The sequence below is a fragment of the Ruegeria sp. AF3 genome (assembly GCF_056536285.1).
Map to the genome: position 1 here is coordinate 809,220 of NZ_JBQFJM010000001.1, position 13,372 is coordinate 822,591.

Annotated in this window: 11 protein-coding genes; 8 read left to right on the forward strand and 3 right to left on the reverse strand. The window is 57.2% G+C overall.

What is annotated here, in order from left to right:
• Nucleotides 1-180 precede the first annotated feature (180 nt).
• From ACR3FC_RS04010 to selD, 7 genes are read left to right on the forward strand one after another with little or no spacing between them, the layout of a single operon-like run.
• Nucleotides 181-3,051, forward strand: coding sequence for a monovalent cation/H+ antiporter subunit A (locus ACR3FC_RS04010; RefSeq protein ID WP_480473520.1), 2,871 nt, complete (start codon nt 181-183; stop codon nt 3,049-3,051).
• Nucleotides 3,051-3,410, forward strand: coding sequence for a Na+/H+ antiporter subunit C (locus tag ACR3FC_RS04015; RefSeq protein WP_480473521.1), 360 nt, complete (start codon nt 3,051-3,053; stop codon nt 3,408-3,410). Before ACR3FC_RS04010 ends, ACR3FC_RS04015 begins: the two co-directional genes overlap by 1 nt.
• Entirely contained in the window at nt 3,407-4,951 is a 1,545-nt protein-coding gene (locus ACR3FC_RS04020) for a monovalent cation/H+ antiporter subunit D (protein WP_480473522.1), read from the forward strand. The genes ACR3FC_RS04015 and ACR3FC_RS04020 overlap by 4 nt, the downstream gene beginning before the upstream one ends.
• Nucleotides 4,951-5,448 carry a Na+/H+ antiporter subunit E gene (locus ACR3FC_RS04025; RefSeq protein WP_480473523.1) on the forward strand — a complete coding sequence of 166 codons (498 nt, stop codon included), beginning with the start codon at nt 4,951-4,953 and terminating at the stop codon, nt 5,446-5,448. Before ACR3FC_RS04020 ends, ACR3FC_RS04025 begins: the two co-directional genes overlap by 1 nt.
• On the forward strand, nt 5,445-5,714 hold the full coding sequence (locus ACR3FC_RS04030; protein ID WP_209503286.1) for a K+/H+ antiporter subunit F: 270 nt from the start codon (nt 5,445-5,447) through the stop codon (nt 5,712-5,714). Before ACR3FC_RS04025 ends, ACR3FC_RS04030 begins: the two co-directional genes overlap by 4 nt.
• A gap of 7 nt (nt 5,715-5,721) precedes the next feature.
• Nucleotides 5,722-6,108 (forward strand): Na+/H+ antiporter subunit G, encoded by a 387-nt coding sequence (locus ACR3FC_RS04035; RefSeq protein WP_480473524.1) that lies wholly within the window; start codon nt 5,722-5,724, stop codon nt 6,106-6,108.
• A 5-nt stretch (nt 6,109-6,113) separates the two neighbouring features.
• Nucleotides 6,114-8,273 (forward strand): selenide, water dikinase SelD, encoded by a 2,160-nt coding sequence (selD, locus tag ACR3FC_RS04040; RefSeq protein ID WP_480473525.1) that lies wholly within the window; start codon nt 6,114-6,116, stop codon nt 8,271-8,273.
• Here selD and mnmH read toward each other — a convergent pair.
• Both mnmH and ACR3FC_RS04050 read right to left on the reverse strand, forming a co-directional pair.
• Nucleotides 8,264-9,316, reverse strand: a complete 1,053-nt coding sequence (mnmH, locus tag ACR3FC_RS04045) for a tRNA 2-selenouridine(34) synthase MnmH (RefSeq protein ID WP_480473526.1) — start codon at nt 9,314-9,316, stop codon at nt 8,264-8,266. The two genes, selD and mnmH, sit on opposite strands and share 10 nt — an antisense overlap.
• Nucleotides 9,317-9,353: 37 nt before the next feature.
• Nucleotides 9,354-10,019: an SOS response-associated peptidase gene (locus ACR3FC_RS04050; protein WP_480473527.1), complete on the reverse strand. Its 666-nt coding sequence runs from the start codon at nt 10,017-10,019 to the stop codon at nt 9,354-9,356.
• Between the two features lie 55 nt (nt 10,020-10,074).
• On the opposite strand from ACR3FC_RS04050, the gene ACR3FC_RS04055 reads away from it, so the two are divergent.
• Nucleotides 10,075-11,727: a tetratricopeptide repeat-containing sulfotransferase family protein gene (locus ACR3FC_RS04055; protein WP_480473528.1), complete on the forward strand. Its 1,653-nt coding sequence runs from the start codon at nt 10,075-10,077 to the stop codon at nt 11,725-11,727.
• Between the two features lie 59 nt (nt 11,728-11,786).
• On the opposite strand, the gene ACR3FC_RS04060 is transcribed toward ACR3FC_RS04055, so the two are convergent.
• The gene (locus tag ACR3FC_RS04060; protein ID WP_480473529.1) at nt 11,787-13,364 is read right to left on the reverse strand and encodes a bifunctional metallophosphatase/5'-nucleotidase; all 1,578 of its coding nucleotides are present in this window, start codon (nt 13,362-13,364) and stop codon (nt 11,787-11,789) included.
• Nucleotides 13,365-13,372: the final 8 nt, after the last annotated feature.

Consider the following 13,372-nt stretch of genomic DNA (forward strand, 5'->3'; position numbering starts at 1 on the left):
AAACAGCAGGTTGCGCGGTGAAAGACAGCTCGCAGATCAAGATCGCGTCATTAATGCGCTGCGCCGCCAATACCTTGGTGATCCATTTCAGCTCGTTAAAAAGTTGCCATCTCTGGACAGTCGGCAAAATATCCTTACAAAATTGACCTCACCCTGACCGCCCAGACCGGAGTATCGCACTTGTCCCTATTCCTTATCGCGGCCCTTCCCTTCCTTGGTGCTGTATTTCCCGCACTGCTGATCCGCGCGGGCCGAAACGCTGCCGCATCCGCAGCCGGGTTGACCACATTTCTGGCCCTGATGGGGCTGCTGATCCACATCCCTTCGGTCATGCGCGGAGACGTCGTGACTGCCCGGTTTGACTGGATACCGAGGTTGGGCCTGAACGCGAATTTCATGCTGGACGGGCTGGGATTTCTTTTCGCCTTGCTGATCCTCGGCATTGGATTGCTCATCATTCTCTACGCACGGTTTTACCTGTCGCGCGAAGACCCGATGGGGCAGTTCTATACCTACCTGCTGCTATTTCAGGGGGCGATGGTTGGTATTGTCCTGTCCGACAATATCCTACTTTTGATTGTTTTCTGGGAACTTACATCGCTCAGCTCATTCCTGCTGATCGGCTATTGGAAACATCTGCCCGATGGCCGTCAGGGCGCGCGCATGGCCTTGGCCGTCACCGGCTCGGGCGGGTTGGCGATGATCGCCGGGATGCTGATCCTCGGCAATATCGTTGGGTCCTATGACCTGAGTGTCATTTTGCAGAGCAAGGAACTGATTCAGGCGTCCCCCTACTACCTGCCGGCGTTGATCCTGATCCTGTTGGGCGCTTTCACCAAGTCGGCACAGTTCCCGTTTCACTTCTGGCTGCCGCATGCGATGGCCGCACCGACACCGGTTTCCGCCTATTTGCACTCGGCCACCATGGTGAAAGCCGGTCTGTTCCTGATGGCGCGGATGTGGCCGGTTCTGGCAGGAACAGATGCCTGGTTCTACATCGTGGCCACGACTGGTCTGATCACCATGCTGCTGGGTGCGGTCATCGCGCTGTTCAAGGATGATCTAAAGGCGCTGCTGGCCTTTTCGACCGTATCCCATCTGGGCCTGATCACCATGCTGCTGGGCTTTGGCACCAAAATTGCCGCCGTGGCCGCCATTTTCCACATCATCAACCATGCGACCTTCAAGGCTGCCCTGTTCATGACCGCCGGGATCGTGGATCACGAGACCGGTACGCGGAACCTGAAGCGGTTGGGCGGTCTGCGCCACCTGATGCCGATCACCTTTACCATCGGCACCATCGCGGCCCTGTCCATGGCGGGTCTGCCGCCGCTGAACGGCTTTTTGTCGAAAGAGATGATGCTGGAAGAGACCGTCCATACCACCTGGTTGCATTCACATTATCTGGTTCCGGGACTGGCACTTTTGGCAGCGCTGTTTTCGGCCGCTTATTCTTTCCGATTCGTCAGCCATGTTTTCCTTGGACCCCAGCGAGACGATTATCCCGCCCATCCGCATGACCCGCCTGTCGGGCTGTGGCTGGCACCCGCATTGCTGGTGGTGCTGGTCGTCCTGATCGGTCTGAATTCCGCAGTAATCGTTGGCCCCCTGATCGCCGTGGTTTCCAGCGCGGTAATTGGCGGAGAGAAGCTGCCGTATTACTCGCTCAAACTGTGGCATGGCTTCACGCCTGCACTTTACATGTCGGTTGTTGCGACGTTGGGCGGCCTGTTCCTGCTGGCAATGCACAAACGCGGCGAGCAGGTCTGGAATGCCCTGCCCCGACCCGAGGCCAAGGTGATCTTTGAGGCAATCATCGACGCGCTGACCAGGTTAAGCCGCTGGATAACCGATGAAATGCATAACGGTGTTCTCAGCCGCTATGCGGTCATCTTCGTCGCCTTCACTGTAGGCCTTGGTTATTACGCCTATTCGACAGGCACCATCGGTGTGGAAACACGCGTTCCGCTGCCAGCGCAGATCATTCCGATCATCGGCTGGATCTGTTTGGTGGGCGCGACGCTTGGTATCATGTGGTTCCACCGGAACCGCCTGTTGTCGCTGGTTTTGATCGGTGTCGTGGGCCTGATCGTTTCCATCGCGTTCAACTATCTTTCAGCTCCTGACCTTGCCTTGACGCAAATCTCGGTCGAGGTGGTAACGATGATCTTGTTGCTGCTGTCGCTGAACTTCCTGCCGACCGAGACGCCGTGGGACAGCAGCGCGGCGCGGCGATGGCGGGATGCCGCGATTTCCGTCGTTGCCGGTCTTGGCACCGGCGCGCTGGTCTACGCGATGATGATGCGCGATTTTGCATTTCCAACGATTTCAGAATTCCATCTGGCCAATTCCTATAAGGGTGGTGGCGGCACCAATGTTGTCAACGTGATCCTGGTCGACTTCCGGGGTTTTGATACGTTTGGCGAGATCATCGTGCTGGGCATTGCCGCGCTGATTATCTTTGCGCTGACGGAATCCGTGCTAAGCACCAATGTCCGCAGTTACCTGCTGAATCGCAAACCGCATTGGCCTCAATCCGGTGATTCACATCCGCTGATGATGGTTGTGGCGACCCGCGTGATGATGCCAATTGCGCTGATGGTCGGGGCTTATATTTTCTTCCGTGGGCACAACCAGCCAGGCGGCGGTTTTATCGCCGGGCTGATCGTCGCCATCGCCTATCTGATGCAATACATGGCCAGCGGCTATACCTGGGCGATTGAGCGGCAGCGGTTTTATTACCATGGCACCATTGGCTGGGGCGTCCTGATCGCCGCAGCCACGGGTCTGGGGGCCTGGTTTAATGAACGCCCCTTCTTGACCAGTGATTTCGGCTATCTCCACTGGCCGCCACTTGAGGAATTCGAATGGGCCACCGCCATGCTGTTTGACACGGGCGTGTTCCTTGCGGTTCTGGGCGCGGTAATGCTGGCGCTCGACAGCCTGTCCCGCTTTGCATGGCAACCCGGAATGGCACAGGAATTTCCGATGGATATCAACCCTCTGCGGGACTCTCCACCGGAACAAGAACAAGAGAAGGAGCAGGCCTGATGGAAGCGCTCGTAGCCTCTGCCGTCGGTATCTTGACCGCTGCCGGAATATTCCTGATCCTGCGCCGCCGGACGTTCCCTGTTATTCTGGGCCTGTCGCTGATTACTTACGCGGTCAACGTGTTCCTGTTCGCGACCGGGCGCCTTGCGCTGAACGCCCCCCCGGTTCTGAACAAATACAAGGACGTCACTTATACCGATCCTCTGCCACAGGCGCTGGTGCTGACCGCAATTGTGATTTCCTTTGGGATGACCGCGGTGATCGTGATGATCTCGCTCAGCGCGTACCTGTCCTCCAAGGATGACCATATCGACATGACAGCGCAGGACAGCGTAGATGCAGCAGGAGAAGACGCATGAACCACTGGATCGTTGCGCCGATCGTCCTGCCCGCGATCCTGGCTCCGTTTAACATCATGGTCCTGCGATACCATCTGGATTTGCAGCGCATCTTTTCGGTTGCCGGTGTTGTAGCCCTGTTGGGTATCGCCTTGACGATCACGGCACAGGCCTCGGGCGGAGATATTCAGGTATACGAGCTTGGCAACTGGCCTGCCCCGTTTGGCATTGTCATGGTGCTGGATCGAATGTCAGCCATGATGGTTTTGCTGACAGCTCTGCTTGCCCTGCCGATTGTGCTTTACGCCATTGCAACAGGCTGGGACAACCGGGGCAAGCATTTCCACGCCCTGTTCCATTTTCAGCTTATGGGTGTCTGCGGCGCTTTCCTGACCGGAGATGCCTTTAACCTTTTCGTGTTTTTCGAAGTTCTGCTGATCGCCTCTTATGGCCTGATGACCCATGGTGGCGGTGCGGTGCGGTTGAAGGCGGGTGTGCAATATGTCGCTTACAACCTGTTGGGATCGACTTTGTTCCTGTTTGCTTTGGGCACGATCTATGGCGTGACTGGGACACTGAACATGGCAGATATCGCCTTACGGGTAGCAGAAATCCCGGCCGAGGATACGGCATTGCTGCGGGTTGGCGCGGTTCTTTTGCTGCTGGTCTTTTGCATCAAGGCCGCCGTTCTGCCCCTGCATTTCTGGCTACCTGCCAGCTACGCCAATGCGCCAATGCCCGTCGCGGCCCTGTTTGCAATCATGACCAAGGTCGGGGCTTATTCGATTCTGCGGATGTTCACACTGGCCTTTGGCCCCGATGTCGCCGCAACACAGGGACTGGTGGGTGCGTGGTTGCAACCTGCTGCACTTGTCACTTTGGCTGTCGGGGCTATCGGCATTCTGGGGTCAAAACACATCGCCCGCATGGTGGCGTTCTGCGCGATTGCATCCATGGGCACCCTGTTGATCGCAATCTCGCAATTCACGCCTGATGCAACAGCCGCGGCACTGTACTATGTGTTCCATTCGACACTGGCGACAGCCCTGCTGTTCCTGGTTGCCGATCTGGTGATGGCGCGGCGCGGCGGGGCCATCGCACCAACGCCACCCATGCCGCAAAGCGGGCTGGTGTCCGCGCTGTTCTTCGTGGGGGCGATTGCGATGGCGGGGATGCCGCCCTTGTCCGGCTTTATTGGCAAGCTGCTTGTGCTGGACGCCTCGCGCGATGCTTCGGATGCCACGACGGTCTGGGCCGTGATTCTGATCGGCTCGTTCGTCACAATAATCGGGTTGGCCCGAGCCGGAACTTTGATTTTCTGGAAAAGTTACGACACTCAGGCTGTTCCGATAGCTGAGCCAGCGGAAAATGAAGCTGCCCCTGCACCGGTCGCACCTGAACCGCAACCCGGTCTGGCCTTTACTGCCGTGTTTGGCGCCGTAGCCGGCCTGATCCTGCTGACATTGTTCGCGGGTCCTGCGCTGGAATATACAAGCCAAACCGCAGGGCAGCTGTTTATGCCCGAAAACTACATCTCCGCCGTATTGGGAGGGGCCGAGTGATGAAACTGCTACACCGGATTTTTCCGCACCCGCACCTGACCATTTTGTTGACGATCGTCTGGATTCTGCTGGCCAACAGCCCGTCACTGAATTCTCTGGTCTTTGGCCTGATCCTTGGAATCATCATTCCCTTCGTCACACAACCTTACTGGCCCGACAGGCCCAAGCTGCGCAACTGGCCCATGGTCGCCGAATACATGATCGTGGTGCTGTGGGATATTGTCGTTGCAAATATGACGGTGGCCCGGATCGTCCTCTTCAAACGCAATGAAGACCGGCGGCCCAACTGGGTTAGCATTCCGCTGGAGCTTCGGACACCCGAGGCCATAACCGTGCTGGCCGGAACCATCACGATGACGCCCGGCACCGTCAGTTGCGACCTGTCGGCACAGGGGCACAATCTGCTGGTTCATTGCCTGGACGCGCCGAACCCGGATCAGGTGCGCGACGAAATCAAGCAACGCTATGAACGTCGCCTGAAGGAGATTTTCGAATGATCGAATACGCAATCTACTTTGCATTTGCCTGTTTCGGCGCGGCGATCATGATGTGTCTGTGGCGGATCATTACCGCGGACGGCGTTGGGACACGGGTTCTGGCTCTGGATACGATGGTCATCAATACGATTGCCCTGATGATCCTTTATGGCCTGTCGAAAGGGACCGAGATTTTCTTCGAAGCGGCGATGATCATCGCGATGCTGGGTTTTGTCTCAACCGTGGCTTATGCGCGCTTCATGCTGCGCGGCAACATCATCGAATGAGGGCGATATGACATTCCTTGCAGAGCTGCTGATCGCCGTTTTCCTGATAGTCTCGGGTATCTTCGGGTTTGTCGGGTCCTTCGGCATGATCAAGTTGAATGACCCTATGTCGCGCCTTCACGCGCCGACCAAAGCGACAACTTTGGGTGTGGGCGGGGTGTTGCTGGCTTCGATCACCCATTCCGTTCTGCTGGAAGGCAAACTGTCGCTACACGAGCTTCTGATCACGCTGTTTCTATTCCTGACGGCTCCGATCACGGCCCTGTTCATTGCAAAATGGCACATTCACCGTCATGAACTGCCCAGCGACCTGCCCGATGCTGGCGAGGATGAGCTCTGGGCCACCCACGCGGTCGAGCAGGTCGAGGATGTTCCGGACCACAGCGCGAATTAACACAAATGCACACATCTCCGCTGCCCCTGACCCGTGATCTGGTTTTTATTGGCGGCGGCCACACCCATGCCCTGCTGCTGCGCAAATGGGGAATGAACCCTTTGCCCGGCGCGCGGGTAACCGTGATCAACCCCGGCCCCACTGCCCCCTACTCAGGAATGTTGCCCGGATATGTCGCCGGTCATTACGACCGGTGGGAGTTGGATATCGATCTTGTCAGATTGGCCCGTTTCGCAGGTGCACGTGTGATCTTGGGTGCGGTCAGTGGCATCGACACCGAAACACATGAAGTGCACGTCCCCGGGCATCCTCCGGTAGGCTTCGATGTGGCTTCGGTCAATGTAGGGATCACGTCGGACATGCCCGCCCTGCCGGGCTTTGCGGAACATGCAGTGCCAGCCAAGCCGTTGGGACCTTTTGCTGCGAAATGGGCCGAGTATCTAAAGGGTCAAGGGCCGGCCTCGGTCGCTGTGATCGGCGGCGGCGTCGCGGGCGTCGAACTGGTCATGGCGATGGCGCACGCGTTAAAGGCCAGGGGGCGGGCGGCACAGATTACCCTGATCGATAGTGCCTCGGCCCTGACTGCAACCAAACCCAAGGCGGCGGCAACAATCCGGATTGCAATGCATGATCTTGGCGTGGAGGTGATCGAAAACACGGTGATCACCCGGATCGGGCAGGATCACGTGGAACTACAGGACGGGCGCACAATTCCGGCTGGTTTCGTGACCGGTGCCGCCGGAGCACGCGCCTATGACTGGATCGCAAATACAGGGCTTGACCTTCAGGACGGATACATCCGCGTGAACAGCTACCTGCAATCCAGTGATCCGGCTGTGTTTGCCGCCGGGGATTGCGCCCATCTTTCGGAAAACCCCAGACCGAAAGCTGGCGTCTATGCGGTGCGCGAAGCGCCGGTTTTGTTCGATAATCTGCGCGCGGCGCTCGGCGCGGGACGGATGCGAAAATACACACCGCAAAAAGACTATCTCAAACTGATCTCACTAGGTGGCAAGTCAGCACTGGCCGAGCGTTTGGGAACATCGTTCAGCGGCCCTTTGATGTGGGCCTGGAAGAACCATATCGACCAGAGTTTCATGAAAATGTTTCGCGACCTGCCGCGAATGACACCGCCCGCCCTGCCACGCGACCGGGCCGCTGGGCTTGATGGGGTTTTGGGTGAAAAGCCCATGTGCGGAGGATGTGGAGCAAAGATCGGGCGCGACGCATTGCAAATCGCCCTGAAATCCCTCCCCGCCCCTACTCGTACCGACGTCACTACCTTGCCCGGCGACGATGCCGCGCTATTGCAAACAGGCGGGGCGCAGCAAGTCATGACGTCCGACCATCTGCGGGCTTTCACCAACGATCCCGCACTGATGACGCGTGTTGCCGCGGTTCACGCCCTAGGGGATATCTGGGCCATGGGGGCCGCGCCTCAGGCGGCCACGGCAACGATCATCCTGCCGCGCATGTCCGCCCCCCTGCAAAGCCGCACAATGTCCGAAGTCATGTCAGTCGCGAGTGACGTCATGCGCGCTGCGGGTGCAGAAATCGTGGGCGGGCACAGTTCAATGGGCGATGAGATGACTGTTGGTTTCACGCTGACTGGCCTGTGTGAGGCTACCCCGATTACATTGGCGGGCGGGCAGCCGGGAGATCGCCTGATCCTAACCAAACCCTTGGGAAGCGGAGTTCTGATGGCAGCGGAAATGGCCGGTCTTGCCGAAGGGGCCTGGGTCGCGGCAGCCTACAAACATATGACACAGCCGCAGGGCGATGCAGCCCGCATTTTGGCCAACGCCCATGCGATGACCGACGTGACCGGGTTTGGTCTGGCCGGGCATCTGCAAGGCATCTGCGACGCATCGCATTGCGGCGCCATGCTTGATCTGAACGCTGTAAAGGTGATGGACGGTGCTCTTGCGCTGACGGATCAGGGGGTCCGGTCAACGATTTTTGCTGACAACAGCGCGATTGCGCCCAATCTTCCGTCCGGGGGCAAGGCGGCGCTGCTTTTTGATCCGCAATCAGCCGGGGGCCTGCTGGCCGCCGTGAATGCGAAGGACGCCGAAACTCTTCTGCAAGATCTTCTGGACGCGGGATATCCGGCAATGATCATTGGCCAACTGACCAGCACACCCGGCTTGCGCATTCACAGCTGATTCAGCAGGCTTTCAATTTGCGCGGCCGCGTCGCTCAGCCCCGCATTGTCCAAAGTTGCGATATCGAGATTGGCCAACACCTGTACCGGGCGGGATTGTCGGGATTTGGTGTATGCGGGATCATAATGCTGTTCCATCAACGCCTGTGTCAGCGCTTGTTTTTCGTCCGCATCAATCAAGCGCAGCCACCCGTCCACGACCTCATGCCCGCGATGGAACCGCAGCGGTGATAACCGGTCCCGCAATCGGTCACTGTCAGACAGAATGTCGTCATAAGCCCGCACCAGATAGGCCGAACGTGCTTCAATCGAAGCCGTAATGCTCACGCGCGGAGCCTTACACAACGCGTTCCAAAGGCTGGGTGGCAGAATCAAGCTGCCAATTTTGGAGGATTCCGCTTCGACCACGACTGGACGCGCCGGGTCCATTGCGCACAGCGCAGCGGACAGAGCAGATTCAAACCCCTTCTGACTGGGCTGCCCCCCAGGCCTTTCGCCCAGCAAGGACCCGCGATGGTTGGCCAGCGCTTCAAGGTCCAGAACCTGTACACCTCGTGCGTGCAACAGAGCCAAAAGATCGGTTTTTGCGGTGCCGGTGTAGCCGTCCAGCGCGATCAGCCGATGTGGCAAGGGATCATCGTACAAATAAGCGTTCACCAATCGACGGTAGGTACGATAGCCGCCCTCAACAACTTCCGCGCGCCAACCGATTTGCTGCAACATCCATGTGAATGATCCGGAACGCTGTCCACCGCGCCAGCAATAGACCAAGGGGCGCCACGCTCCGTCATGATGGCTGAGGTGGTGTTCGATGTGATTGGCTGCATTGCGGAACACCAAAGCAGCGCCCAGCTTGCGCGCCAGAAAGGGGCTGTCTTGTACATAAATGGTTCCGACCCGGGCGCGTTCCTCGTTGTTCAGCACAGGCAGGTTTATTGCACCCGGTAGATGATCTTCGGCAAACTCGGCAGGGCTGCGAACGTCGATCACGGTATCATACCCGTGCGCGTAAAGTTGGGTCAGGTCAGGAAGTTTCAGAGCCATGCCGAAGGTTTAGCTTGCTGCGTTTCTAAAGAAAAGGTCACGCGTCATAAGGTTCGATCAGCTCTGGCCCGCTGGCCCGGTTCGAGTTCACCACAGGACTGACCCGGTGGAAGGTCAGCACATCCTCGTGCCCCGGCTGCATCAGCCGCGCGGCCCCTTTTCCGGCTTCACCCAACCACAATGGCCAGTCTTCGGGTTCTACGATCAAGGGCATTCGCTGATGAATGACCTCAAGCCTTTTGTTGGCAGCCGTCGTCACGATTGCACAGGTGCCCTGCCGTTCACCTTCAGGACCCCAGTCCTGCCAGACCCCGGCAAAAGCAATCGGAGCTTTGTCCTGACGGTGGATATACCAGGACAGGCGCGTTCCCTGTTTCGTTTTTGTCCATTCATAGAACCCGGTCGCTAAGATCAGACAGCGGCGTGTCCGGCAAGCATCGCGAAAGGCGGGTTTGTCCGCCAGGGTCTCGGCCCGGGCGTTGATCAGCAACGGCCCCGCTGTTTCGGTCTTGTACCAATGAGGCAGGAATCCCCACCGCAGCGCGTCCAGATGGCGCCCTGTTTCGCCACTACGCACGACATGTACCTGATTTGTCGGACAAACATTGAAATTCGGCACCGCAGGCAGAGCGTTTGCCGGGCGCGCCGAAAACAGCTGCGCCATTGCGTCGTTGGGAAGAGTTATTGCAAACCGTCCGCACATGGGTAATGAACCACCGATACATTCTTGATACAGGCACAGGATTTCACGGGGTCACATGGAAAACCAGACAACGCAATCCCTTAAGAGCAAAGCACTGGCCCTTCTGGAAGCAGGCAAGCTGCCGCAAGCTTTGAAAAAGGCCCAGTTGGGTGTCAAGAAATTCCCAAAAGACTCAGATTATCATGCCATCGCCGGCTTTGTCTTGACCGAGATGAAGCAATACAAGAAATCAATTCCGCATTTTGTTGAAGCCTCGCGGATGAAACCGGACGACCTGCAGTTTGTTGAAAACCTGGCGAATGCATTGATGCAGACCGGGCAAATTCCCAAGGCTCTGGAATATACCGAACAAAAGCTGGAGCAATTCCCCAACAACCAGGAATTGAACCGCGTGCTGGATGAAATTCACCTCAAAGGCACCAACTGGCGCATGATGATCGAACATGCGAGCAGGAAGCTGGAGAGCGATCCAGACAATGTGGACCTTCTTGCTAAACGTGCCAGAGCTTACGCCAATATCGGCTTTGACGATGAAAACTCGCGGGATGTCGCCCGCGCCTACGAGCTGGACCCCGAGAACACAAAAATTGCCCTTATAAAATCTATAGACCTTCACCAAACCGGCGAAAAGAACGAGTCCAAAGCAATACTGAGGCGCATTCTTCAAAACGAACCCGAGCATGTGTCGGCTTTGCTGCAATTATCGGCAATGGCAACTACAGAGGAAGCTCCGGAGCTGCTGGAAGCCGTAAATAAAGCCATCTCCGAAAAGGGAGATGATAAGCTGGAACTCCAGTTCGCCAAGGCGCATTTGATTTCAAAGTTAGACGGTTTGAATGCCGCCATGCCGCATTACGCGCGGGCCAATGATATTCAGCACCAAGGCAACCCTTATGTCTCGGCCGATGAAGAGGAAAAACTGTTCCGGATCACCAGCTTGTTCCCCGTCGATTCAGATGCACCAGAGTCTGGCTTTGCCGAGGGGCCAACACCAATCTTTGTACTGGGTCAGCCCCGCTCGGGCACGACATTGATGGAAATGATGTTGAGTTCAGCCCCCGGAATATCCGGTTGCGGTGAACTGACTTTGGGGGCCGACCTGTCGCGTGAATATGAGAAAAAAGGCATGAAGTACGACGTTGCCAAAGCGTCTGAACTCGCGCGGGAATTCCTCGAATTGATGCCGCCCATTCCGGGCGACTCTGTCGCCTTTGTCGACAAGATGCCGCACAATTATCAACGTATCGGCTTCCTGCTGTCTGCCTTCCCAAAGGCAAAGATTATTAATATGCTGCGCGATCCGCGTGATGTTGGATTGTCCAAATGGATCAGGTGTTTTCCTGCCGGTGGAATGCGCTATGCCTCGAATATGCAGGCCATCGCCCATTCGGCAAATATGTATCGTCGCTACATGGCACATTGGGATGCCGTGTTCGGCAATCGTATTCTGACGGTGCCTTACGAAGAACTGGTGGCAGACCCGAAAACTTACAGCCAGCAGGTCGCCGCGTTCTGCGATTTGGAGTGGAACGAAACGATGATGCACCCTGAAAAGAACACGAAACAGGTGCGCACGGCCAGCATTGATCAGGTGCGCAGCAAGATCTCGACCAAGTCTATCGGAGGTTGGCGCGGGGTTGTCGAGCATATCAAGCCGATGCTCGACGGGATCGACCCCGAACTCTGGCCGGAATACGATTTCAGCTGATCGGTTCCCCAAAAAGCCGCATCACGAGGATGCGGCTTTTTTCTTTGTCGTAAACCCAGTTATTTCTGCTTGATACGCCCGTCGACATAGGGCTGATAGGGCGCATTTTCCGCCAGGTATTCTGCGGTTACATCCGCAAGGTCCGGGCCGAAGTCATAGGCGTTCTTGTCGTCGCCTTCGAACATCTCGTACCCGTCACCGCCGTTGCGAACAAAGTTGTTGGTGACGACAAGGTAAGTCTTGTTCGGGTCGATCGGTATAAAACCGTCACCGTCGGCAACCATCACCTCGCTGACGCGTCCTTCGTTCGGCGCAACGCTTGGGTCCCAGGTAAAGCTAAGACCAGCGACCTGCGGGAAACGACCTTTCACTTCTTCCACCTGACTTACGCCATTCTCCAGCGCGTCAATGACACCCTGTCCGCTGATTTCGAAGGTCGACAATGTGTTCTGGAAAGGTAGTACAGCCAGAACTTCGCCCATGGTTACATCGCCAGGGTCGATGGACGCCCGCAACCCACCCGAGTTGGCAATGGCGATCTGAACGCCCTGATCCGCCACGCGCGCCAGCATCGCATCGGCGACCAGGTTGCCCATCTGGCATTCCTGCACGCGGCAAATAGAGCGATCCCCTTCAACAGCTTCCGCAGCGCTTGCAACGACCTTGTTACGGATGTCATCCAAAGGCACCGCCAGTTCCGCAATCCTGTCCAGCGCGGCCTGATCCTCGGTTACTGCGTTGTCCATGATCAAAGGCTCGCCAACTGCCTCGACCACTTTGCCGTCGTCATCGAAAGTGACGTTCAACTCGCCCAGAAACTTGCCATAGGCATAGGCCTGAACGATCTGTACGCCGTTTACCACCGTTGGGTACGGACCTGCCGCCTTATCCGACACATTCGAAAGATACGTATTTGAATGTCCGCCGACGATCACATCAACGCCGGTCGTCTCTTGCGCGACGCGCTGATCGACGCCATAGCCGGAGTGGCTGAGAACGATGATCTTGTTAACGCCCTCACCCGTCAGTTTATCGACTTCGGCCTGCACGGCTGGCACCGGGTCCGAGAACGTGACGTTGGGGCCGGGCGAGGCAAGCTCATCCGTGTCGATTGGGGTCAGACCGATCAGGCCGATCTTTTCGCTGCCCACCTCGATAACAGTCGATTTCTTGATCCTGTCCGTCAAAAGCTCTTCGTCGCGAATATCAGCGTTGGACATCAGGACCGGGAAGTCGACCGAGTCGATGAACCCCCGCAACACTTCGGGGCCGTCATCAAACTCGTGGTTGCCAACGGTCATGGCGTTATAGCCCAGCTTGTTCATGAACTCGGCCGCGACCTTGCCCTTGTAGTAGGTATAGAAAAGGGACCCCTGGAACTGGTCACCTCCATCCACCAGAATCGAGTTTTCTGCGCGCTCGCGCGCATCGGCAACTGCCGTAACAAGGCGCGCCGAGCCGCCAAAGCACTTACCTTCCGCATTGTCTTCCGCACCGCATCCGCTGTCGTATTTGTTGATCGGCTCAAAGCGCGAATGGAAATCGTTGGTGTGCAGAATTGTCAGCTTGTAGTCGGCTGCTGCGACGCCCGCAGTCAGGCCCACCACCGCAACCGAAGTTAAAAATCGGGTCAACATCTTGGAAC